The 24,675-nt window shown below is 32.1% G+C and carries 25 protein-coding genes and 2 other annotated features; of the genes, 24 read left to right on the forward strand and 1 reads right to left on the reverse strand.

Annotated elements, in window-relative coordinates:
• From nrdR to HMPREF0520_RS05220, 19 genes are all read left to right on the forward strand, one after another.
• The gene (nrdR, locus tag HMPREF0520_RS05130; RefSeq protein ID WP_006729842.1) at window positions 1–468 is read left to right on the forward strand and encodes a transcriptional regulator NrdR; all 468 of its coding nucleotides are present in this window, start codon (window positions 1–3) and stop codon (window positions 466–468) included.
• Window positions 469–471: 3 nt separating this feature from the next.
• Window positions 472–1,818: a DnaD domain protein gene (locus HMPREF0520_RS05135; protein ID WP_006729843.1), complete on the forward strand. Its 1,347-nt coding sequence runs from the start codon at window positions 472–474 to the stop codon at window positions 1,816–1,818.
• 16 nt (window positions 1,819–1,834) lie between these two features.
• Complete coding sequence (gene dnaI / locus HMPREF0520_RS05140; protein WP_006734528.1) at window positions 1,835–2,734, forward strand: primosomal protein DnaI; 900 nt, start codon at window positions 1,835–1,837, stop codon at window positions 2,732–2,734.
• Between the two features lie 268 nt (window positions 2,735–3,002).
• Window positions 3,003–4,934, forward strand: coding sequence for a threonine--tRNA ligase (gene thrS, locus HMPREF0520_RS05145; protein WP_006729845.1), 1,932 nt, complete (start codon window positions 3,003–3,005; stop codon window positions 4,932–4,934).
• A 45-nt stretch (window positions 4,935–4,979) separates the two neighbouring features.
• Window positions 4,980–5,080 (forward strand) — a sequence feature (ribosomal protein L20 leader region).
• 40 nt (window positions 5,081–5,120) lie between these two features.
• Window positions 5,121–5,639 (forward strand): translation initiation factor IF-3, encoded by a 519-nt coding sequence (infC, locus tag HMPREF0520_RS05150; RefSeq protein ID WP_029327255.1) that lies wholly within the window; start codon window positions 5,121–5,123, stop codon window positions 5,637–5,639.
• A 21-nt stretch (window positions 5,640–5,660) separates the two neighbouring features.
• Window positions 5,661–5,861 carry a 50S ribosomal protein L35 gene (gene rpmI, locus HMPREF0520_RS05155; protein ID WP_006729847.1) on the forward strand — a complete coding sequence of 67 codons (201 nt, stop codon included), beginning with the start codon at window positions 5,661–5,663 and terminating at the stop codon, window positions 5,859–5,861.
• A 36-nt stretch (window positions 5,862–5,897) separates the two neighbouring features.
• Window positions 5,898–6,254 carry a 50S ribosomal protein L20 gene (rplT, locus tag HMPREF0520_RS05160; protein ID WP_006729848.1) on the forward strand — a complete coding sequence of 119 codons (357 nt, stop codon included), beginning with the start codon at window positions 5,898–5,900 and terminating at the stop codon, window positions 6,252–6,254.
• Window positions 6,255–6,397: 143 nt separating this feature from the next.
• Window positions 6,398–7,150 (forward strand): DeoR/GlpR family DNA-binding transcription regulator, encoded by a 753-nt coding sequence (locus HMPREF0520_RS05165; protein WP_006735687.1) that lies wholly within the window; start codon window positions 6,398–6,400, stop codon window positions 7,148–7,150.
• Window positions 7,150–8,064, forward strand: a complete 915-nt coding sequence (gene pfkB / locus HMPREF0520_RS05170) for a 1-phosphofructokinase (RefSeq protein ID WP_006729850.1) — start codon at window positions 7,150–7,152, stop codon at window positions 8,062–8,064. Before HMPREF0520_RS05165 ends, pfkB begins: the two co-directional genes overlap by 1 nt.
• A 27-nt stretch (window positions 8,065–8,091) precedes the next feature.
• Window positions 8,092–9,984: a PTS fructose transporter subunit IIABC gene (locus tag HMPREF0520_RS05175; RefSeq protein ID WP_006729851.1), complete on the forward strand. Its 1,893-nt coding sequence runs from the start codon at window positions 8,092–8,094 to the stop codon at window positions 9,982–9,984.
• 118 nt (window positions 9,985–10,102) lie between these two features.
• Window positions 10,103–10,621, forward strand: a complete 519-nt coding sequence (locus HMPREF0520_RS05180; RefSeq protein WP_006729852.1) for a YqeG family HAD IIIA-type phosphatase — start codon at window positions 10,103–10,105, stop codon at window positions 10,619–10,621.
• The gene (gene yqeH / locus HMPREF0520_RS05185) at window positions 10,621–11,733 is read left to right on the forward strand and encodes a ribosome biogenesis GTPase YqeH (RefSeq protein WP_006729853.1); all 1,113 of its coding nucleotides are present in this window, start codon (window positions 10,621–10,623) and stop codon (window positions 11,731–11,733) included. Before HMPREF0520_RS05180 ends, yqeH begins: the two co-directional genes overlap by 1 nt.
• Window positions 11,733–12,362 carry a nicotinate-nucleotide adenylyltransferase gene (locus HMPREF0520_RS05190; RefSeq protein WP_006729854.1) on the forward strand — a complete coding sequence of 210 codons (630 nt, stop codon included), beginning with the start codon at window positions 11,733–11,735 and terminating at the stop codon, window positions 12,360–12,362. Before yqeH ends, HMPREF0520_RS05190 begins: the two co-directional genes overlap by 1 nt.
• The gene (yqeK, locus tag HMPREF0520_RS05195) at window positions 12,355–12,963 is read left to right on the forward strand and encodes a bis(5'-nucleosyl)-tetraphosphatase (symmetrical) YqeK (protein ID WP_006729855.1); all 609 of its coding nucleotides are present in this window, start codon (window positions 12,355–12,357) and stop codon (window positions 12,961–12,963) included. Before HMPREF0520_RS05190 ends, yqeK begins: the two co-directional genes overlap by 8 nt.
• Window positions 12,964–12,974: 11 nt before the next feature.
• The gene (gene rsfS, locus HMPREF0520_RS05200) at window positions 12,975–13,319 is read left to right on the forward strand and encodes a ribosome silencing factor (protein WP_006729856.1); all 345 of its coding nucleotides are present in this window, start codon (window positions 12,975–12,977) and stop codon (window positions 13,317–13,319) included.
• 9 nt (window positions 13,320–13,328) lie between these two features.
• Complete coding sequence (locus HMPREF0520_RS05205; protein WP_006729857.1) at window positions 13,329–14,489, forward strand: nucleotidyltransferase; 1,161 nt, start codon at window positions 13,329–13,331, stop codon at window positions 14,487–14,489.
• A complete protein-coding gene (locus tag HMPREF0520_RS05210; RefSeq protein ID WP_006729858.1) occupies window positions 14,490–15,017 on the forward strand; it encodes a DUF177 domain-containing protein in 528 nt (175 codons plus the stop codon).
• A gap of 115 nt (window positions 15,018–15,132) precedes the next feature.
• On the forward strand, window positions 15,133–15,858 hold the full coding sequence (locus tag HMPREF0520_RS05215; RefSeq protein ID WP_006729859.1) for a response regulator transcription factor: 726 nt from the start codon (window positions 15,133–15,135) through the stop codon (window positions 15,856–15,858).
• Window positions 15,836–17,377: a sensor histidine kinase gene (locus HMPREF0520_RS05220; protein ID WP_006729860.1), complete on the forward strand. Its 1,542-nt coding sequence runs from the start codon at window positions 15,836–15,838 to the stop codon at window positions 17,375–17,377. The genes HMPREF0520_RS05215 and HMPREF0520_RS05220 overlap by 23 nt, the downstream gene beginning before the upstream one ends.
• An 84-nt stretch (window positions 17,378–17,461) precedes the next feature.
• On the opposite strand, the gene yidC is transcribed toward HMPREF0520_RS05220, so the two are convergent.
• Window positions 17,462–18,421 (reverse strand): membrane protein insertase YidC, encoded by a 960-nt coding sequence (gene yidC, locus HMPREF0520_RS05225; protein ID WP_006729861.1) that lies wholly within the window; start codon window positions 18,419–18,421, stop codon window positions 17,462–17,464.
• A 148-nt stretch (window positions 18,422–18,569) separates the two neighbouring features.
• Here yidC and HMPREF0520_RS05230 point away from each other — a divergent pair, with 148 nt between their 5' ends.
• The 5 genes from HMPREF0520_RS05230 (at window position 18,570) to mltG (ending at window position 24,629) form a co-directional block, all read left to right on the forward strand.
• Complete coding sequence (locus HMPREF0520_RS05230) at window positions 18,570–19,331, forward strand: TrmH family RNA methyltransferase (RefSeq protein ID WP_029327256.1); 762 nt, start codon at window positions 18,570–18,572, stop codon at window positions 19,329–19,331.
• 72 nt (window positions 19,332–19,403) lie between these two features.
• Window positions 19,404–19,751 carry a winged helix-turn-helix transcriptional regulator gene (locus HMPREF0520_RS05235; protein WP_006729863.1) on the forward strand — a complete coding sequence of 116 codons (348 nt, stop codon included), beginning with the start codon at window positions 19,404–19,406 and terminating at the stop codon, window positions 19,749–19,751.
• 46 nt (window positions 19,752–19,797) lie between these two features.
• Window positions 19,798–20,004, forward strand: a binding site (T-box leader).
• A gap of 37 nt (window positions 20,005–20,041) precedes the next feature.
• Window positions 20,042–21,091, forward strand: coding sequence for a phenylalanine--tRNA ligase subunit alpha (gene pheS / locus HMPREF0520_RS05240; RefSeq protein WP_006729864.1), 1,050 nt, complete (start codon window positions 20,042–20,044; stop codon window positions 21,089–21,091).
• Window positions 21,091–23,505, forward strand: a complete 2,415-nt coding sequence (pheT, locus tag HMPREF0520_RS05245) for a phenylalanine--tRNA ligase subunit beta (protein WP_006729865.1) — start codon at window positions 21,091–21,093, stop codon at window positions 23,503–23,505. The genes pheS and pheT overlap by 1 nt, the downstream gene beginning before the upstream one ends.
• 23 nt (window positions 23,506–23,528) lie before the next feature.
• Window positions 23,529–24,629, forward strand: coding sequence for an endolytic transglycosylase MltG (mltG, locus tag HMPREF0520_RS05250; protein ID WP_006729866.1), 1,101 nt, complete (start codon window positions 23,529–23,531; stop codon window positions 24,627–24,629).
• Window positions 24,630–24,675: the final 46 nt, after the last annotated feature.

The raw sequence follows: 24,675 nt of genomic DNA on the forward strand, positions 1-24,675 counted from the left end.
ATGGAGTGTCCTAATTGTCATGAAAATGCCTCAAAAGTAATTGATTCTCGTCCTAGTGATGAAAATCGCTCAATTAGAAGACGGCGTGAATGCGAAAATTGCGGTTACCGTTTTACTACATTTGAAAGAGTTGAACAGACGCCATTATTAGTAATAAAAAATGATGGTACTAGGGAACCATTTAATCGTGAAAAAATATTACGTGGGGTGATGATGGCTGCTCAAAAAAGGCCGATTTCTAGTCAGCAATTAGATACATTGGTTGATCATGTAGATAACGCTGTACGTAAACAAGGTGTATCAGAGATTTCTTCTAAGGAAATTGGCGAGATTGTGATGGATGAATTGGCTAATTTAGATGATGTTGCATATATAAGATTTGCAAGCATTTACCGTCAATTTACTGATGTTTCTGGGTTTATGGAAGCAATGACAGATATGCTTAAAAAACAACATGGGGAGGACTAATACATGTATTCATGTACTAATCCTAAACAGCCGTTTTATGTAGCTAATAATGTTACGATTACTGCTGATGGTCAGAAAATATTATCTAGATTGTATCAACCATTAATTGGACATTTAGGTATGAGTATATATATCACATTGGCTAATGAATTTAATTCTTTACCTTTATCGATTGATTATAAAGTGTTATATCAACTTCAAGAGCAATTAGATTGTGGCTTGAAAGATATTTTTGATAGTATTCATAAGTTAGAAGCTGTCGGTTTAGTTAAAACATATTTAGGCGATAATCCTAGGTTAGGTTCAATAATTATTTTTAAATTGAGTGAAATTACTAATGCTCAGGAATTTTTTTCAACTTTTTTGTTGTCTAGTCTATTACAAGAAAAGGTAGGTATAGTCGCTTTTGATAATTTGGTAAAAGATTTTACGCCATCTATTTTTCAAGGATTAAATGATGCCCAGGATGTTTCCAGTGGATTTTTTGACGTGTTTAAGCTAACAGGTGATCATGCAATCGAACCTACTAAAGAAGTTATGGATGCTAAGAAGGTTATTGCTGCTGATAGTAATTCTAAGGTTGATATTAAGATGGGGAAAATGATTCAAAAAATTGATTGGCAATTTTTGGAAGATCTTTTACTTAAATACCATATTCCGGCAAATGAGGTAGATAGTCATAGAACTGAAATCGCTCAATTGATGACTTTTTATCAATTAGGTGAGCAAGATTTTACTAAGCTAGCTACAATGTGTTTGCATGCTGGAGATAAAAAATTGGATATGAAACTAATTCAGCGGATGGCTCATAATCAATTAGGACAACAAAAATTAGTGCATACTGTTGAACAACAACTATCTGAAACTAAGTCTGAAGATAGTTTAATACCAGATTTTGATAACGATGAAAAAAAGTTGCTAGAGGATGTTAATAGTAATCAACCACTAGATTATTTATATAAAATTAAGGAAAAAAAAGGTGGATATGTAACCGCCAATGAGAAAAGGGTTGTATATCGTTTGGAAAATGAATATCGTCTACCTAGTGAGTTGATAAATGTTTTGATCAAAACATGTCTTGATTATACATCTGTATTAACATTAAATTTAGCAGATAGAATTGCTAATAATTGGCTTCAAAATAAAATACATACAGCTCAAGAGGCTATTGCTTATACTAAAAAATGGCAAAAAAATAGGCAAGTACGTAGATTTAATAATAATTCAACAAGAAAACAAGCTAAAACCGATTGGAAGAATTATGATGTTGATAATGGTAAAAATACCGATGTATCATTGTCAAATGAAGAGTTGAATAATATTTTCAATAATTTTGGACGAAAAGAATAGAAAGAAAATAAGGCCAATGGAGAATATTTCTAGTATTTTAAAAAAAATAATCGCTAATCATAAATGTCAAATTAATCAAGATCAAATTATCGATTTAGTCTTAAATAATGCAAGTGTCCAAGAATTTTTACAAGTACATAAACTTAAAATTACTGATGATATATTTAAAAGATCACTAAACAATTTGTATATCTATATTCAAGAATGTGAGCATCCTTCTAAGGTAAATCAGGGATATGAACCATACTTATTCGTTAATGGCAACATGATAGATTTTGCTTATCGAGCAACACTTCAAAAAAGGATCGATGATCGTAAAAAGTATGTACAGAATTTAATTCATTTAGTAGATTTACCATTGTCATTAAAAAATGTGGAATTGTCAGCTGTTGATAAAACTCCTGAACGAATTAAAGCCTTGCAGGAAATTGGTTTATTCATTCAACAATATCATGTAGATAAACATGCAAAAGGTTTATATTTAGAAGGCGATTTTGGTGTAGGTAAAACATATATGATGGCTGGATTAGCTAATGGATTAGCTCAAGAAGGAAATGAAGTGGTATTTTTGCATGTACCATCTTTTATTGCGGGATTGAGTGATCATTTTAAAGATAATAGTCTTACCGATAAAATTATGAAAATTGCTACGGCTACTATTGTTATTTTTGATGATATTGGTGCTGAATCTTTAACCGAATGGTCTCGTGATGAAGTTCTAGGGGTTATTTTGCAAAGAAGAATGGATAATCAGTTACCAACCTTTTTTACATCAAATATGAACTTTGATGCATTAACGATTCATTTCGCACAAGTTAAAAATTCATATGATGATGTGAAAGCAAAAAGATTAATGGAAAGAATACGTTGCTTGAGCAAAGAAGTATTTGTAGGTGGAGAAAATAGAAGGCGTTAATTCTTTTATTTAATACTTGCATCCAACGTTTATGCTAGTATAATGTAGATAATAAGAGACATGACATCTGCACCTCAGAGATAAAGGCCAAGTTCTGGAAGCCTTTTAATTGTAAGATGTCCCAACTTTTATTTTGTTAGATTAATATGGAGGCTGGATACCTTTATCAATCTTAATGAGGAGTTTTTATACTCGAATTTGGGTGGAACCACGCTTTTAACGTCCCGGCATATTATTTATTGCCGGGATTTTTTATTTGGAGGTAAAAATGAGTTTAGTTATTACATTGCCTGATGGCTCAAAGAAAGAATTTAATCATGCATTAACTATTAAAGAAGTAGCAAGTTCAATTGCAACGTCTTTAGCTAAGTCCGCTGTAGCTGGTAAAGTTAATGATGAAATAAGACCGCTTGATTTTGTAGTTGATACAGATGCTAGAGTTGCTATTATAACTGATAAAGACGAGGAAGGATTACAAGTATTAAGAAATACTGCTGCCTTTGTGTTTGAAATGGTAGCAAGCAAACAATATCCATCAGTTAGATTAGGAACATCTGAATTAGAAGAAGATGGTTTCTTTGTTGATACTGATAAAGAAGATCAGATAAAAGCATCTGAATTACCTGATTTAGAAAAAGAAATGCAAAAAATAGTTAAAAATGGTGAAAAAATAGAATACAAAATAGTATCAAAATCTGAATTGTTAGATTTATTCAAAGATGATCCATATAAACTAGAGTTATTGAAAGAAGAAGCAGACGAAGTTGCAGTTTACAAATTAGAAGATTTCGTAGATTTTGGCTTTAATGCTCTTTTGCTGAATACTGGTAAATTAAAGCATTTCAAATTATTATCTGTAGCTGGTGCTTATTGGCAAGGTAAATCTTCAAATCCGATGCTTCAAAGAATTTTTGGTACAGCTTTCTTCAAAGAGGCAGATTTAAAGGCTGATTTACAAAGAAGAGAAGATATAAAGGAAAGAGATCACCGTACAATTGGCCGTGACTTAGATTTATTCTTTGTTGATCCCAAAGTTGGAGCTGGATTACCATATTGGATGCCTAAAGGTGCTACTATTAGACGTGTTATCGAGCGTTACATTATAGATAAAGAAGTTGCTGATGGTTACCAACACGTTTATACACCCGTATTAATGAACTTGGATGCTTATAAGACTTCAGGACACTGGGCACATTATCGTGAAGATATGTTCCCACCAATGGATATGGGAGATGGTGAAATGCTAGAATTACGACCAATGAACTGCCCATCTCATATTCAGATTTATAATCATCATATTCGTTCTTATCGTGAGTTGCCAATTCGTATAGCAGAATTAGGTATGATGCACAGATACGAAAAATCAGGTGCTTTGTCAGGTTTACAACGTGTTCGTGAAATGACTTTAAACGACGGACATACATTTGTTGAATTAGACCAAGTGCAATCTGAATTTGCTAAAATTTTGAAGTTGATCATGGAAGTATATCGTGATTTTGATATTACAGATTACTACTTCAGATTGTCATATCGTGATCCTAAAAACACTGATAAATATTTTGCAAATGATGAAATGTGGGAAAGATCACAAAAGATGCTTAAAGGTGCAATGGATGATCTAGGATTAGAGTATGTCGAAGCTGAAGGAGAAGCTGCTTTTTATGGTCCTAAGCTTGACATTCAGACTAAGACTGCATTAGGAAATGATGAAACAATGTCAACTATTCAATTAGACTTTATGTTACCAGAAAGATTTAATTTGTCATATGTTGGTAAGGATGGAGAAGAGCATAGACCTGTTATGGTTCACCGTGGTATTGTTGGTACTATGGAGAGATTTATTGCATATCTTACTGAAATATACAAAGGTGCCTTTCCAACTTGGCTAGCTCCATTGCAAGTAAAAATTATTCCTGTAAATAATGATGCACATGGTGAATATGCACAAAATGTTAAAGATCAGTTAATGAAATTAGGCTTTAGAGCAGAAGTTGATTTCAGAAATGAAAAATTAGGTTACAAGATTCGTGAAGCCCAAACTCAAAAGGTACCATATACATTGGTATTAGGAGATGACGAGTTGCAACATAATAGTGTAAATGTTCGTAAGTATGGTAGTGAAGATCAAGAATCTAAGGCATTATCTGAATTTGTTTCTGAATTATCTGCTGATGTTGCATCTTATTCAAGAAATAAATAAAAAAGTTTGACATAATTAAATTAGTCGCTTATAATAATTAAAGTTGAGAACAAGAAGAAGCACCCGCTTCTCGCCTAAGTTTTAAACCTCTAGGCTGATATGATCATTTAAAAAGCGGGCTCTTTTGCCCGCTTTTATCTTGTCCTCGAAAATTCAATGCGGAGGTGAATACCCATATCAAAGAATATAATCTTAAACGAAGAAATTCGTGCTCGTGAGGTTCGTTTAATTGGTGAAGATGGAGAACAAATCGGTGTTGTAACTAAGAGTGAAGCATTACAACGTGCTACAGAAGCTGATTTGGACTTAGTTCTTATTTCTCCTAATGCTAAGCCACCAGTTGCCAGAATTATGAATTATGGAAAATACAGATTCGAGCAACAAAAAAAAGAAAAAGAAAATCGTAAGAACCAAAAAGTTACTGCAGTTAAAGAAATACGCTTAAGCCCAACTATAGAGGGCAATGATTTTGATACTAAATTAAAGCATGTTCGTAATTTCTTAGCCAAAGGTGCAAAAGTTCGAGTTTCTATTCGTTTTAGAGGTCGTGCTATTACTCATAACGAATTGGGCAAAGAAGTATTGGAGAAAATGGCCGAGCAAGCTAAAGATTTATCATCTGTCACTGCAAGCCCAACCATGGAAGGTCGTTCCATGTTTTTAATATTATCTCCTTTGAGCGATAAGGACAAAAAGAAAAAGTAGTTAATTGGAGGATTTGTACATATGCCAAAGCAAAAAACACACCGCGCTTCAGCTAAGCGTTTCAAGAAAACTGCTAGTGGTGAATTAAAACGTCACCAAGCGTATACAGGACACCGTTTTCACGGTAAGACAAAGAAACAACGTCGTCATTTGAGAAAAGCTGCTATGGTTTCAGCAAGTGACTTAAGACGCATCAGACAGATGCTTTCCCAAATGCGTTAATTATAAATTGAAAAGACTTTTGAGGAGGAATTTTAGATGCCAAGAACTAAAGGTGGAACCGTAACACGTAAACGTCGTAAGAAGATTTTAAAGTTAGCTAAAGGTTATCGTGGTGCAAAGCACTTACAATTTAAAGCTGCAAGTACACAACTTTTTGTATCACGTAAATATGCTTTCCGTGATAGAAAGAAAGTTAAGAGTGAATTCAGAAGATTATGGATTGCTCGTATCAATGCTGCTGCAAGACAAAATGGTCTTTCATATAGCAAGTTAATGCATGGTTTGAAAGTTGCAGGTGTTGATATTAACCGTAAGATGTTGGCTGATATCGCTTATAATGACGAAAAGACATTTGCTGAGTTAGCAGCAACTGCTAAAAACGCTCTAAATTAGAATTATTAACACTCACGTAAATCACGTGAGTGTTTTTTTATCTTCTTTTGATTAAAAGTGATTAAAAATAATCATTATATTCAAAAATATGATTGAAATTGATTGCGTAAACGGTTACAATATTAATTGAAAGTGTGGTAGAAATGTTAACTCAAGAAAGACATCAAATAATTGTTTCGCATTTGAAGAGTAGAGGTATATGTAGTGTTAAAGAATTATGTTCTGTTACTAATAGCTCGCAAGCAACCATTAGGCGTGATTTATATGAATTACAACAAAAAGGAAAGTTAATAAGGGTTCGTGGAGGAGCACGGAGTCTGGATGAATTTTCCAGCGATGTAGAGCAGACAATTCGTTTTAATTTGCATGTAGAAGAAAAAAAGCAGATTGCCCAAGCAGCTGCAATGCATGTAAGAGATGGTGACAATATATTTATTGATGCAGGAACTACAACATATGAAATGATTCAATTTTTACGAGATAAAAAGGATCTCACAGTAGTGACTAATGGAATTGATGCTGCTATTGCATGCATTGAATTGGGCATTCGCACCAAAATTTTAGGTGGCACCATTAAGAAAAAAACACATGCTACTATTGGTACACAAACTTGTCAGCAGTTAATGCAATTCAATTTCAATGCGTCATTTTTAGGCTCAAATGGTTTAGGAAGTAATGGATGTTATACTACGCCAGATTGTGCGGAGGCAGATATAAAAAAGCAAGCAGTGGATTGTAGCAAAGTAACATTTATTTTAATGGATAAATCTAAAATTGGAATTGAGAGTTTTGTTAATTTTGCCAAAGTAGAATCGGTTACTCTAATAACAGATCAATTAACTGAGATGGATAAAAAGAAAATACCCAAAAAAACAAATATAGAGGAGATTAATTAATGATTTATACAGTTACTGTAAATCCAGCACTAGACTATGTTATTCAGTTGGAGAAATTTAACAACGGTGACATCAGTCGTTCTAATAATTGTAATTTCTTTGCTGGTGGCAAAGGAATTAATGTATCACAAATTCTTAATCAAATTAATGTTGAAAATACAGCTTGGGGATTTGTAGGTGGCTTTACTGGCAAGGAACTTGTTCGCCAATTAAATACTAAAAGAATTGTAAGTGATTTTGTAAAAATAAGTGACTTAACTCGAGTTAATGTCAAAATTCATGCCAAATCTGAATCCGAAATTAATGCTAGTGGTCCTAAAATTTTTCCAAAGGAAATTGAAGCATTTAAAATGCGTTTGGAAGATCTAACTAGCGAAGATATTGTTGTATTGAGTGGTAGTTTGGCTCCTAGTTTACCTGCAGATTTTTATAAGCAATTGCTACCAACTATAGTTGAAAAAGGTGCAAGTTTTGCTGTTGATACTACTGGTAAAGCCTTGTTAGAAACAATACCATATAAACCTTTAGTTATTAAACCAAATCATCATGAATTAGCAGATTTATTTGATATTAAAATTGAAAGCAAAGAACAATTATTTGAGTGTGCTAAAAAATTATTGGATATGGGTGCACAAAATGTGATTGTTTCCATGGCTAGTGAAGGAGGGTATTTGATAACTTCTGATCATATTTATCATGGTATACCTGCTGTTGGTAAGGTCGTTAATTCAGTTGGTGCAGGAGATTCTATGCTGGCTGGATTTGTAGGTACATATACTATGACAAAAGATGTAATCGAATCCTTTAAAGTTGGTATGGCTTGTGGTGCTGCCACAGCATTCACAGAAGATATTGCAATTAAAGAGCAGATTGATGCAATATATCCTCAAATTGGTGTTGAAACAATAATATAGTTAGTAATTTAGAAAGAAGGAATGAATATGAAAATAGAAGAGCTATTAAATCCTAAGTTAGCCATTTTAAATTTACAAGCTAATGATAAAGATTCAGCAATTCGAGAAATGGCTGATATGATGGCTGATCAAGGAATTGTTAATAATGAGGAAGAGTTTATCAAATCAATATGGGATCGTGAAAATCAAACTACGACTGGTATTGGTGATGGTATTGCGATGCCTCATGCCCGTAATAAAAATATCAATAAAGCTGCTGTCTTATTTGCCAAGAGTGAAAATGGAATTGATTTTAAATCACTTGATGGTAAGCCTGTGCATCTGTTTTTCATGATAGCAGCTCCAGAAGGTGCAGATAATGCTCACTTACAAGCTTTAGCAAAATTATCAAGCTTGTTAATCGATCCTGAATTTGTTAATGAATTAAAGAAAGCTACGAGTGGTGAAGAAGTAATTTCTTTGTTTAAACAAAAAGATGCAGCAATCACTAATGAAAAAAATAAAAAGCCTAAAATATCTTCTGAAAGACCATTAATTGTTGGTGTAACTGCATGTATTAATGGAATTGCACATACATATATGGCACAAGAAGCTTTGATTAAAGCAGGTGAAGCTTTAGGCTATAATGTACATATTGAAACTAATGGTTCTGAAGGAGTTAAGAATAAGCTGACTGCAGAAGATATCAGCAAAAGTGAAGGCGTTATTATTGCTTCAGATAAGAAAGTTGAAATGGCTCGGTTTGATGGTAAACCGCTAGTTTCTGCACCAGTTGTAGCTGGGATTAATAAACCGCAAGATTTGATTAAGCAAATAGCTGATCATCAAGCAAGCATCTATAATGCTGGAGGTCAAACTACTAAGCAAGCAGATAAAGCTGAGATTAGTGTTGGCAGTACTATATATAGAAATTTAATGAATGGTATTTCTCATATGTTGCCATTTGTTATTGGTGGTGGTATATTAATTGCTTTATCATTTATTGTTGAACAATATGCAGGTGGTGCTAAGAGTCCGTTATTTGTATTTTTAAATACAATTGGTGGTATGGCATTTACATTCATGGTACCTGTTCTGTCAGCATATATAGCAGAATCAATAGGTGATTTGCCTGCATTGATGCCTGGTTTTGTTGGTGGATATATGGCATCTAATGTTATTAATAACGCTAAGTCTCCCGCTGGATTTTTAGGCGGATTAGCAGCCGGTTTTATGGCAGGTTATATTACATTAGCATTAAGAAAAGTATTTAGTAAAATTCCTAAGTCGCTTGAAGGTATGAAACCAATGTTGCTTTACCCTGTTTTGGGATTACTATTAATTGCTGCTATTATGTACTATATAGTTAGTCCGATCTTTTCTGGCTTGAATTTTGCAATTACTAATTTCTTAAACCACATGGGTACAGGTAATTTAATTATATTAACCAGTATTTTAGGTGGTATGATGGCAATTGATATGGGTGGTCCTTTTAATAAAGCTGCATATGTATTTGCATCCGGAGCATTTGCTAATAATCCACATGATCCAGTTAACGCAATTTTAATGGCTGCAGTTATGGTAGGTGGTATGGTTCCTCCATTTGCTACTGCAATTGGTACAGTTTTGTTTAAAAATAAGTATACAGAATCAGAGCGTAGAGCTGGCATTTCTAATTGGATTTTAGGTTGGTCATTTATAACTGAAGGTGCTATTCCATTTGCAGCAGCAGATCCTGGTCGTGTAATTCCTTCATGTGTTTTGGGATCAGCTATAGCTGGATTTATTGTTGGACTTACTAAAGTAGGTATACCTGCACCTCACGGTGGATTCTGGGTTGCACCATTAGCTACAAACATTGTATGGTACTTTATCGCAGTGATAGTAGGATCTTTAGTTTCTGGTGTAGTGTTGAGTTTATGGAAAAAGGCAGTTAAATAAAGTGAAAATACACATAACGAAAGTTATGTGTATTTTTTAAGGAAATATATATACATGATTTTCTTATTTTTCCTTATAAATTCTGTTAATATATAAATAGACGATTAGGGAGATAATTATGATATTTAGACCAACATATACAATTGATTCAATTTATAATTTAGATATAAATGCTCTTAAGAATATGGGAATTAAAGCTATTTTTAGCGATTTAGATAATACACTTTTGGCATGGAATAATTTTGAAACTGATGATTCTTTACAAAAGCTTGAACGTCGGCTAGCTGATGCAGATATCAAATTAATTGTAATTTCCAATAATAGTAGTGAACGCATTAGTAAAGTATTAGATGTTTATCGTATTGAATTTGCAGCTAGAGCCAGAAAACCATTACCTATTGGCATCAACAATGCAATTGAAAAATACAAGTTGAATAAATCAGATGTTTTAATGGTTGGTGATCAGCTTTTAACTGATATAGTATCTGGAAATTTAGCAGGTGTTAGAACTGTTTTAGTTAAACCTTTAGTTAAAACTGATAAATGGAATACACGGATTAATCGTTGTGTAGAAAAGTTTATTTTTTTTGTTTTTAGATTTACTAATCCAATTAAGTTTGAGGAGCATTTAAAGTAATGTGTGATGAAGAAATAAGATGTATAGGCTGTGGTAGTATATTACAAGATAAAGATAGTAAGTTGTCGGGTTATATGCCACATTCAGCTTTTAATAAAATGATTCAAGAACCTGATACAAGTGTATATTGTCAAAGATGTTTTCGCCTAAGACATTATAATGAAATTACACCAGTTAATGAAAATAATGATGATTTTTTAAGATTATTGAATTCATTGGGAAATAAAAAAGCACTAATTGTTAATGTGGTTGATTTATTTGATTTTAATAATTCATTAATTACATCCCTTGATAGATTTATTGGTGATAATGAGTTTGTTCTGGTTGGAAATAAAGTTGACCTTTTTCCAAAAAATTCTAAAGAATCGAAAATAAAAGACTGGATGAGACAAGAGGCTAATAGAAATGGGCTGTTTCCTAAGAAAATATTTTTATTGTCTGCCATAAAAAAAAGAAATATCGATGAACTAATTAATTATTTAGCTACCAAAGGAAAAAATGAGGACATTTATTTTGTAGGGACAACAAATGTTGGCAAATCAACTTTAATTAATGCAATTATTGAGACACGCAGTGAATATAAAAATTTGATTACCACCTCTAAATTCCCTGGAACAACATTAGATTCGATCAAGATACCATTAAATGAGGGACATTATTTAGTAGATACGCCTGGAATTTTAAGTAAAAAACAAATGGCATCTAGGTTAACTGGCAGTGAGTTGGAATTAGTAGCTCCTAAAAAACAACTAAAGCCAGCTACCTATCAATTGTTGCCAGGGCAAACGATATTTTTAGCGGGATTAGGTAGAATTGATTTTATCAAAGGTCCAGCTAGCGGTTTTACAATATATGTTGCACGTGATTTATATTTACATCGAACAAAAACTATAAATGCAGATGAATTTTATTTAAAACATAAATCAGATTTATTAAATCCACCTTGTGATAATGATGATTTAGGAGCATTAAAAGGTCAACTTTATTCGACAAGTGAAAAAAGTGATATCTTATTTGGCGGTGTAGGATTTATTACTGTTCCTTCAGGAGTAGTTATTAAAGCTTACACGCCAGAAGGGATAGGATTAGGTATTAGGAGAGCGTTAATTTAATGTCAGAAGTATTTCTAAAAACAAAACCTAAGGTACTTTTAGTTCGGAAAAATCTAGAAGCTAAACAAATTGGAATTATGGGAGGAACATTTAATCCCATTCATAATGCACATTTGTTAATTGCTGATCAGGTAGCTAAAAAACTTAATTTAGATGAAGTTTGGTTTGTACCTGATAATATTCCCCCACTAAAAAAAGTTGCAGATAAGATAGATGCAAATGATAGACGTACAATGATAGAATTAGCAATAGCTGGTAATCCAAAATTCAGTGTTAAATCATTTGAACTGAAAAGAGGAGGTATTTCATATACTGTAGATAGCTTGAAATATCTTAAGAAAGCATATCCTCAATATAGATTTTATTTAATTATGGGATCTGATCAGGTAGCTCAATTTAGCAAGTGGAAGGAGCCTAATACAATAGCTACTTTAGCAACGTTAGTAGGTGTTAATCGGGCTAATTATTCTGCTAATACTAATTACCCTATGATATGGGTTGATTGTCCAAGTTTTGCAATAAGTTCAACACTGATTAGACAAAATATTAAAACAAACAATTCAATTAGATATTTAGTACCAGAAGCAGTACGTGAATATATTAAAAAAAAGGGGTTGTATCGTGAATAATTTTAAATTTGAAAAAACATTTTCTATTTTGACAACTGAACAGTTGGTAGAAAAAGTAAAATCAAATATGGATGAAAGGCGTTTTCAGCATTGCATTAGAGTAAGTGAAGAATGTAAAAAGTTAGCTAAGTTGAATGGATATTATGATATATATAAAGCACAAGTAGCTGGCTTTATTCATGATTATGCCAAGCAGATCAGTGTGGATCGCTTTATAAAAATTATTAAAGAGCAAGATTTTGATCTGGATTTATTAAATTATAATCGTGTAATTTGGCATGGTATAGTTGGAGCGTATTTTATACAACATGAGTTAAAAATTAATGATGATGAAATTCTGACAGCTGTTAGAAGACATACTACTGCAGATGTTGAAATGTCATTATTAGATAAAATTGTTTTTGTAGCTGATTATATTGAACCAGGAAGAGATTTTGAGGGAGTAGAAGAAGCTCGAAAAGTAGCATATGATAATCTGGATGAAGGAGTAGGATATGAATTAGCTCATACTTTAGCATATTTAGTAAAGCAACGAAGTAAAATTTATCCCAAAACAGTTTTAGCATATAACAAGTGGTCAGTTATCAATAGTAAAGAATAAGAGGTTTTAGTGTGGAAAATACAGAATTATTAGATTTAACATTAGAGGCAATTTCTGAGCGTCATGGTGAAGAAACAAAAGCGTATGATATGCGAGGAATCAGTATATTAGCAGATTATTATGTAATTACTACGGCAGGTTCTAATCGTCAATTACATGCTATTGCTAATTCTATTATTGAAAAAGTTCATGAAAAAGGTAAAAATGATTATCGTATAGAAGGATCCAGAGATTCTAATTGGCTATTAATCGATTTGGGAGATGTAGTAGTTAATATCTTTACTTTCGAAGCTAGAGGATTTTATGGCTTAGAAAAATTGTGGTCCAATGGTAAGCCATTGGATATTGAGGAATGATAATTATTGATGGATGCTGTAGGAATTATTGCAGAATATAATCCGTTTCATAGTGGTCATGAATTTCTTTTAAATCAGGCCAGATTAATATCACAAAATAAACCGATTGTAGTCTTAATGTCAGGAAATTATGTTCAACGTGGTCAGATATCAATATGTGACAAATGGAGTAGAGCTAAATCTGCATTGCTATCAGGTGCAGATTTAGTTTTTGAATTACCTTTTTCTTATGCTGTACAGCCTGCTGATATATTTGCCTATGGTAGTATGAAAATCTTGGAGCAGTTAGGTGTTAGTGATCTTGTTTTTGGTGTAGAAGACGATCAGATTGATTATATGAACTTAGGTGTGAAAATTTCTAAATTAGCACAATCGAGTCATATTTTTAAAGATTATACGCAAACGTATTCTACGCAATATAATCAAATGTTGATTGAGCAAATCGGTTATGATTTAACACAACCTAATATTACTTTGGCAGTTGCATATGCAGTGGCTAATTGTAGCTTAAGTAGACCATTACGTCTGCATGCAATTAAAAGATTTGGTAGTGGTGGACATAATGATAAGTATATTCAGGACATTGTAGCTTCTGCTACTGCTATTAGGCGACAAATTTTGTATGAACTAAATGGAGATTTTTCTAAATTAGAAAATTATTTGCCTAAAGAAGAATTATTATGGTTAAGTAAGCAAGCAGTTTTTCCTAATTGGGAGATGATGTTTCCATTTTTAAAATATCGATTAGAAAGTACAAACATTAATCATTTGCAATCTATTTATCAAATGAGTGAAGGATTAGAATATAAAATGAAGGCCGAAATCCATCAATCACATAATTTTGAGGACTTTTTACATAAAATCAAATCTAAAAGGTATACGTATGCCCGTTTAAGACGCTTATGTTTATATACTTTGTTAGATATAACATGTGATGATATTGAGGAAGCCAATCAAATTATTACTCCAATGTTATTAGGGTATAGTTTGCGTGGCAGAAAATATTTAAAAAAGATACGCAAATCGACAAATTTACCAATTATTTCCAAAGTTGATAAGAAAAATTCAGAAATTGGTAGTTTGCGATTACAGATTAAAGTAGATAGATTTTTTGAACAGTTAATAGGTTATGATCAGAATTTTGGTCGTAAGCCATTTGAGGTAAGATAGATGTTAACATATTCGTTTCTAAATATTGAAAATAGTAAAGAACCATTAGTTTATGTAGATCAAGATGTTAAATTTGAAGCAGATTTTTTTGATAGGGCTAAAGATTTTATTTTAGATATTAAAAATGTACATATTAAAGGGCAATTTTTTTATCAAGATCCATTTGTAACTGGAAATTTTGAAGTTGAATATGATGTTATTGTACCTTCAACTCGTAGTTTGAAGCCAGTATCTATAAAAAATAGCTTCACATTTACTGAGAATTACGCTGAGGTGCTTCCTAGTGAAGATGAAGATGCTGGTACTGTGATTTTGATAGAAAATGATATTATTGATTTGCAAAAAGCAGTTGAAGATAATTTATTATTAAATTTGCCTACTATTAATTTAACAGATGCAGAAAAAGAAAATGGCGAGTTTCCTGAAGGTGAAGGTTGGACAGTTATATCAGAGGAAAATTATAAAAATAGACCTAGAAATACTATTAACCCTCAATTTGATAAGTTAAAAAATTTATTTAATAAATAAAATTATTAAAAATGCATTGAAAAAATAGTATTAAAAATTTATCATTAATAATGAGATCGTTTAGATATGTTACTTTTAATGTGTACTGATTTAATGAATAGATGGAGAAATAAAAATGAGTAAAATTTTAATTATTGAAGATGAAAAAAATTTGGCACGTTTTGTAGAATTAGAATTACAACACGAAAAGTATGATACTACAGTAGAGTCAAATGGTAGAAAAGGACTAGATTTAGCATTAAGAGATAATTATGATGCTATTTTGTTGGATTTAATGTTGCCCGATTTGAATGGTCTAGAAATTGCACGACGTGTAAGACAAGAGAAGACAACTCCTATTATTATGATGACTGCAAGAGATTCAGTTATTGACCGTGTTTCTGGATTAGATCATGGAGCAGATGACTACATTGTTAAACCTTTTGCAATTGAAGAGTTATTAGCTCGTTTACGTGCAGTGCTACGTCGTGTTCAAATTGAAAAAAGAGCTAGTGGTGAAGCTGCAGGTGTTCAGCGTGTTATTCGTTTTAATGACTTAACTATTGAGACGGCTAATAGAATTGTACACCGTGGTGATAAGACTGTTGATTTAACTAAACGTGAATATAATTTATTAATGACTTTAATTGAACACAAAAATAATGTTGTAACACGCGAACAATTATTAAAGAAGATATGGGGATCTGATTCTAAGATCGAAACTAATGTAGTTGAAGTATATGTTAGATATTTGAGAAATAAGATTGATGTTCCTGGTAGATCTTCTTACATTAAAACAGTTCGTGGTACAGGTTATATGGTAAGAACAGATGAACTTGATGAATTTGATACATCATTATAACAAAAAAGAGACCAGGAGATCTTCATTAACACTTAAGTGGGTTGCGATTGTTGCTACTACAATCATGGTCTCTTTTGTTATATTTTCGCTAACGATATATTCATTAATTAAGAGTCAATCATTAGAACAAGAAAGTGATGTAACTAAAAATGTTGTACGTACTTTTGAACAACGATTAGTAAATATTAATGAACCCTTTCAAGTTTCTAATGTTGTAACTACTTTATCGCCTAATACTTTGCGATTAATTTCGGGAAATTCACCTAATTATAATAGAAAAGACAATGGTGTTTTTGATGATGATATTTTGGCTACATTAACTAATAAAGACATAAATATTTACATCTTTGATCCGCAAAAGAATCTCGTATTTTCAAATTCAAATTGGGTAAGTAATGAGGATTTAAAGTCTGTTAATCAAAAAAAAGCGTCCGAATTAATTTATAAGACCAGAGGCGGAATGCATTTTAGAAATGCAGAACGTATTTATTCTAATGATAATCGAAAATTATTAGGTACGTTGATAGTAGATAATCGGATGGTACAAACTAATAAATTGTTGAAACAATTACAGCAATCTATGGTGTTTTTATCAATTTTAGCAATTATTTTCTTTTTAGTAGCATCCTACTTTATTGTAGATGGTATTGTTAAGCCGATTAAGCGAATGACTAAGATTTCGCGTGAGATTGACCAAGATCCTAATGCTAGAGAACGAATGCCTAATATTAGACGTAATGATGAATTAGGTGAATTGGTTGTTAATTTTAATAAAATGCTGGATAGGATTCAGAATTATATCTTGCAACAAAAGCAATTTGTAGGTGATGTGTCACATGAATTGAGGACGCCAGTGGCAGTTATTCAAGGGCATTTGAATTTGTTAGAAAGATGGGGTAAGGATGATCCCCAGATATTGGAAGAATCTATTCATGCTTCTTTGCAAGAGACTGATCGTATGAAGCATTTAATACAGGAAATGTTAGATTTAACTCGGGCAGAACAAGTTGATATGCAATTTCCTGATAAAGTGTCAGATGTAAATGAAGTTTTAATCCGAACTGTTAATGATATGAAAATGATTCATAAAGACTTTACAATCAATTTGGATATAACTGACTTGAAACCTGATACAATTATTAGAATGTATAGAAATCATTTAGAGCAATTATTAATTATTTTGATTGATAATGCAATTAAATATTCGACGGATCGAAAAGAAGTAAATGTTAGTGCTTCAACTGAAAATAAGTCGGTAATTATAGCTGTTCAAGATTTCGGTGAAGGTATAGATAGCGTCGAACAAGAAAAAATATTTAATAGATTTTATCGGGTAGATAAAGCCAGAACACGTGAAAAAGGTGGTAATGGGTTAGGTCTATCTATTGCTAAAAAATTAACTGAAAGTTATCATGGTACGATTGGTGTAACTTCTATTTTAGGAACGGGTAGTACCTTTAGGTTAAAATTCCCTTTGCTTAAGAAAAAATCTTTAAAAGGTTCACAAGCAACTAAATAAAAATAAAAGATTCTATTGTTATGATTTGACCCCAAAAAGTTAGATTTTTGGACAGTCAATACATTAATAGAATCTTTTATTTTTTTATTTATTTCTATTTTGTTTGCCTGAATTACGTTTGCGTAATTGCTCATGTAAATTTGTTATCTCGTCAGATTTATTTTGGTTCATTTGATCAGATGATTCATTAAGTATTTGATCAATCATTGCCTGATTAATGACCTCTTTAATAGGATGTTTTGTCAATTCTTTATCAACATCAGCTCTTACTTTTGGCATTAAAATAAATGTAGCAATCAATTGTTGAATCACAATGACGATACCACCTACTAAAAAGTATAATCCCAAAGCACCAGAATACATGATTGAAAATACTAAAGTCATTAGTGGACTAGCAATAACTGTTATTAACATTGTTTGTTTTTGTTGCTCACTAATACCTATTAATGATAAATATCCTTGTATCAAGTATAAGATAGCAGCCACAACGGCAAAAACAATAGAGGGTTTACTTAAAGATATTCCCATAAAACTTGATGATGCTAAAGTTTTTGAATATGCTACAGCTTGATAGATACCAATCATAATTGGTAATTGGATAAGTAATGGTAAGCATCCCATTCCACCAATCATTGACATATTGTTATCTTTGTAGATCTTCATTTGCAATTGGCTTAGTTGCATTTGCTTGTTACTATTTTTTTTCATAGCAGCTTGAATTAAGCTTAATTGCGGTTGTAGCCTTTTAGTTTTTTCCTGTTGTTTAATCATCTTACTTTGTGAGGAAAGTCGTAATGGTAATACTATTAATTGAATTACGAAAGTAATAATGATAATTGCCCAACCAGCACCATTTGTACCACCTAAAAGGTTGCTAACATGTAACATTATATTTTGGAGTGGATGACCAAACAAATTGTAAATCCATGCATATGGTCCTACTAATGGAGGAGTCCAATTACCAGTATTGGTTGCACAAGCAGTAGTAATTATGGCAATGATAGCTATCAAAGCTGACGTGATTATATATTTTATTTTTTTCATTAAATTTAATATCTCCTTCTTTAACTGGTATCAGTTTACTATATTATATGTAATACAAGCAACTATGTATTATCACTATTAATATTGTTTTTAGACCTTACTTTATAAATTGTTAATTTAGTATAATAAATACGAGGTAGGTATGGATATGAAAGAAATTAATTCAGTAAATAATAGTATTATTAAGCAAATTCGTAAATTAAAGCAAAAAAAATATCGCAAAGATCAAATGTCTTATTTAATCGAGGGCTTTCATTTAGTCAAAGAAGCATTGGATATGGAGCAAAAGTATGAATATGTTATCGGTACTCAAGAGACGATTAATAAATTAAAATTGACAAATAAAATTTTTGATAAGTCAATAATTTTGGTTAATCAAGCAATTTGTGATCAGTTGTCTGATACGGAAAATAGTCAAGATATTTTTATGGTGTTACCGATTAATCAACCTCATAGTTTTTCTTTTAAGTTTGGAAAATGGGTCATATTAGATAATTTAACAGATCCAGGCAATGTAGGGACAATTATTAGAACAGCTGATGCTGCAAGTTTTGATGGTGTAATTTTGTCCAATCAAAGTGTAGATTTATATAATTCAAAAGTGCAACGAAGTATGCAAGGTAGTCAATTTCACTTACAAATTGTACAGACAGATATTGAGCAAGTTTTATTAGATTTTAAAAATAATGGCTTACCATTGTATGCAAGTGTATTAGATAAAGATGCAGAAATACTTTACAATTGCAAGGCAGTATCCCAATTAGGGTTGATTATTGGTAATGAAGCACATGGCGTTAGTCGTCAAGTTCAATTAGAATGTGACCATAAAATATATATACCAATTAAAGGAAAAGCTGAATCATTAAATGCGGCAGTTGCTGCTGGCATTATGATTTATTATTTTTCTTAGTTTGTATAAACATAAAATAGATATATAATATTAGCATATGTATTATTAGCACACGATTTTAAGGAGGATCATATGACTGACAAAAGTATGGAAATAACGGAAAATGCACAGCCGGATCCTAAAGATTATTCTTTATGTGGCCATTTAATTAATGCGTTCAGCATAATAGGTAAAAAATGGAACGGATTGATTATTAATGCATTATGTGATACTGAAGCAATGCGGTTTAGGGATTTAGCTCGTTGCATTAGTAGATGCAGTGATCGAGTACTAGTTGAGCGATTAAAAGAATTGGAACAAGAAAATATTGTTCAGCGGCAAGTTGATCACGGCATTATTTCGTATAGTTTAACTACCAAAGGCAAAGAGTTAAAGCCTGTATGCGAACATGTACATAATTGGGCTGATAAGTGGGCATAATTTAGTTGCAAGTTGATATGAAATGCATTAAAATTCTAAATGTATTATAAATGCTAAGATTGAGGCTAGTAGTATTTTTTATTTTCAAGAGAGGACTTTTTTTGCTGTGATAAGTTTAAATAAAAAATATGAAATTCACCTCAGGAGCAGAATCCAATCAATTCCGGTATTTTCCCGTTAAAGAAATAGAGTGTAAATTTTTATTAATTTGAAAATTTAAACTAGGGTGGTACCGCGGAGCTTCGTCCCTTTTAGGGGGCGAGGCTTTTTTTGTTAAGAAAGGAAAAATTATGAATTTATTTGAACAGCTTAAGTCTTTACAAGAGATAGGACTTGAAAAGATAAGAAACTCAAAAGATATTCAAGAATTAGAAAAAGTCAGAGTAAACATAGTAGGAAAAAAAGGACAACTTACTGAAATTCTTCATTCAATGAAAGATGTTTCTAAAGAAGAACGTCCTAAAATAGGTCAACAAGTTAATAAATTACGTGATATTTTTCAAAAAGAACTGGAAGAAACTAAGCAAAGCTTATTACAAGTAGCCTTGAATAAGCGATTAGAAGGTGAAAAAATCGATGTTACTTTGCCTGGTCGCAGAATCATGGCTGGTGCTAAGCATCCTATAAATATTATATTAGATGATTTAGAAGCATTTTTTATCGGTATGGGATATCAAGTAGTGCAAGGACCAGAAATTGAGACAGATCATTATTGTTTTGAAATGATGAATTTACCTAAAAATCATCCTGCTCGTGATATGCAAGAAACTTTTTATATTGATGAAGAAAATTTGCTACGTACGCAGACTTCTGGTGATCAAGCTCGTGTACTTGAGGTTCATGATTTTAGTAAAGGTCCACTAAAAATGGTAGGGCCTGGTAAAGTTTATCGTCGTGATGACGATGATGCTACACATTCACATCAATTCCAGCAAATGGAAGGATTAGTAGTTGATAAAAATGTGACTATGTCTGATTTAAAAGGTACATTAGAATTAATTGCTAAGCATGAATTTGGTGCTGATAGAAAAACCAGATTAAGACCATCATATTTCCCATTTACAGAACCATCTGTGGAAATGGATGTATCATGTTTTAATTGTAATGGTACGGGATGTGGCATTTGCAAAAATACTGGTTGGATAGAAGTATTAGGAGCTGGTATGGTTCATCCTAACGTCTTAAAAAATGCTGGTATTGATCCAGAAGTGTATGGTGGATTTGCATTTGGTGTAGGATTAGATAGATTTGCTATTTTGAAATATGGCGTTTCAGATATTCGTGATTTTTATACTAATGATATTCGTTTCTTAAGTCAATTTCGTAAGGAGGAAGATTAATGTTAGTTTCATACAATTGGTTAAAGGATTTTTTAGATTTAGATATTGAACCTAACGAATTAGCTGAAAAAATAACACGTACAGGTGTTGAAATAGCTGATGTAATACATCCTCAATCAGGGTTAAAGAAGATTGTAGTAGGACATGTTCTAACTTGTGATATTGTTGAGGGAACACATTTACATGTAACAAAAGTTAATGTAGGTGAAGCTGAACCCTTACAGATTGTTTGTGGAGCACCTAATATTGCCGCAGGGCAAAAAGTTATTGTGGCTTTACATGGGGCCCGAATTGCTGGAAATGAAAAAATAAAGCGTGGAAAAATTAGGGGCATTCAATCTGAAGGCATGATTTGTGGATTACAGGAAATAGGTTTTGATGACAAAGTAGTTCCTGCCAAATATGCAAATGGGATTTTTGTATTTGATGAAGATACTGATGTTCAACCTGGTGATGATATTTATGAAGCATTAGGTATGGATGATTATATTTTAGATTTCGATATTACGCCTAATAGGGCAGATACTTTATCAATGGAGGGAGCAGCATACGAGGTTGGTGCAATCATTGATCAAACTCCAAAGATAGAAGAAATATCGTTGAAAAGTGATGGTCAGGATTGGACAAATTCTTTAAAGGTTAGTGTAGATCCAGAGCTTGCAACTAAGTTTTATTTACGCAAAATAACTGGAATCAAGATATGTTCTAGTCCACTTTGGATGCAACGCCGTTTATGGAATGCAGGGATACGTCCCATAAATAATGTGGTTGATGTTACAAACTACGTTATGCTTCTTACAGGTCAGCCTTTACACGTTTATGATGCAACTACATTTAGTAATGGCTTATTAGAGGTGAGAAGAGCTCATGCTAGCGAGACTTTGCAACTTTTAAATGATAAATCTGTTGAGCTAGATGAAAATGATATAGTGATTACTGATGGAAACAAGCCTGTAATGTTAGCTGGTGTTATGGGTGGCAAAGCATCTGAAGTAACCGATCAAACGACTGACATTATTCTAGAATCTGCGATTTTTAATGGCTCATTGGTAAGAAAATCTGCATTAAGACACGCCAATAGAACAGAAGCCTCTAGCAGATTTGAAAAAGGTGTTAATTCAGATAACACAATGAAAGCCTTAGATATTGCTGCTTTATTATTGCGAAATAATACTGATGGAACTATTTTGAATGGTATCATTAAAGGTATAGATAAAATAGCAGAACCAGTAAATATTCGTACAACTATTTCATATATAAATAAAACTTTAGGCACGAATCTCAAAGATCATGATATTATTAAAATTTTTGATCGCTTGAATTTTCCAATTAAAGTTAATGGCGATGAATTAGTAGTAAATGTACCACATAGACGCTGGGATATATCTATTGCTGCAGATTTAGTAGAAGAAGTGGGGCGTATTTATGGCTATGATAATTTGATTTCCACACAACCACTTTTAGCCGAAACACATGGGGGATATAGTCCAACTGAATCAATTATTCGTCGCATAAAAAAGATAATTCAAGGACAAGGGATGCTGGAAGCTATATCTTATTCATTGACTACTTTAGAAAAAGCTACTAGCTATGCATTAAATCCCAAACCAACTGTCAAAATTGCAATGCCATTAAATACTAGTCGTTCTGTAATGAGGCAAAATTTAATTTGTGGTTTGCTAGATGCTGCAGCTTATAATATGGCTAGAAATCAAAGTAATATAGGAATTTATGAGCAAGGTCGTGTCTATTATAAAGATGACGGTAATTATATCGAACATGAGCATATAGCTGCTTTATATTCAGGCAATATTTATGCTGATAATTGGCAACATCTAGATCAAAATATTGATTTTTATTATGTAAAAGGTCAATTAACAAATATTTTTATAGCACTTGGTCTTGATTTGCATGATATTGTTTATAAGGCGGAAAATATCAAAGGGATGCACCCTACACGTACAGCAGCTATTTATTTGAAAAATAAGTATTTAGGTATGATTGGGATGTTATCTCATGAAGAATTGTATAGTGAAAAGGCACTTCGTGGTAATGAAATTTATGTCTATGAATTAGATCTTGATGTACTCATTCCTGAAATTTCTAAGGGTGTAACAGCAAAATCAGCACCTAAGTTCCCTGCAATTAATAGAGATTTATCATTGTTGATTGATGCACATATTACTAATGATGCTATCATTTCTAATATTAAGGCTAATGCTGGAAAATATTTAACAGACATAAAAGTTATAGATGTTTATGAGGGTAGTCAGATTGAAGCAGGTAAGAAATCAATAGCATACTCTTTGACATTTAGAAATGAGAAAGAAACATTAACCGATGAAGTTGTTAGTTTAGCAATTGCGGAGATTACACATAATTTAGAGTCAGAACTTGGAGCAGTTGTTCGTTAATATTTATTTAAGAGGTACAACAATTGTTTGATCAGGATACAAAAAAACAAAATAAGCTAAAAAAAGAGGCCAGTAACAAATTATTACGATGGATTTTTACCTTTTTAGGTGTTTTTGTCGTCTTGTTTATGTTGGTTGCAACAGTGTTTACAATTTATGCATTGCAACCTGTAGATTCGCAAAATCGTAGTCACGTAGTAGTACATATTCCAGTTGGTGCAGATAATAAAGAGATATCTAAGATATTGGAAAAAAAGCATTTGATTAGAAGCTCGATAGTTTTTAATGCTTGGATGAAGATTAAGTCTGTTAAAGGTTTTCAAGCTGGTGATTTCTATATTTCTCCGTCTATGAATAATAATCAAATTATCAACCAACTACAGGGTGCTGGCGGACGCGTTGCTCAGGACCATCTCCTTATTAGGGAAGGAGAGCAAATTGATGAAATTGCGACAGCTGTGGCTAGTCATACTAAGTATAGTAAGAGCAGTTTTATTAATCTGATGAATAATCAAGAGTTTTTGCAAGAATTAACTCATAAATATCCTAAGTTATTAAAGAGTTCAATGAAGTCTAAGAATGTTAGATATCATTTGGAAGGATATTTATTTCCAGCAAAATATGATGTTTATCAGTCTATGAGCTTAAGAGAACTTGTAGACAAAATGGTAGCGAAAACTAATGAGACACTTAAACCGTATTATACTGATATTAAAAAGCTAAAAATGACTGTTCACCAAGTATTGACTTTAGCTTCTCTGATCGAAAGAGAAGGCGTCAATAAAAAAGATCGACGTATGATTGCTGGAGTATTTTTTAATAGATTAGATGCACATATGCCCTTGCAATCGGATATTGCTGTTATGTATGCCTTAAAGAAACATAAACATCGTTTGAGCTTGAAAGACATCAAGGTTGATTCACCATATAATTTATATATTCATAAAGGCTTTGGACCAGGTCCATTCAATAATCCAAGTTTGGATTCAATTAGTGCTGTGTTGAATCCGTTAGAGCGAAACCGACATTATCTGTATTTTGTTGCAGATTTAAAAACAGGCAAAGTTTACTTTAATCGTAAATATATTCAGCATTTAAATAAAAATAATAGTTTAGGTCAATAAGACTTGACAATTGTTTGATAAAAACATAAGATTTTGTTTGCATATG

Source organism: Lactobacillus iners DSM 13335, from assembly GCF_000160875.1.
In the GTDB taxonomy this organism is placed as follows: Bacteria; Bacillota; Bacilli; order Lactobacillales; family Lactobacillaceae; genus Lactobacillus; species Lactobacillus iners.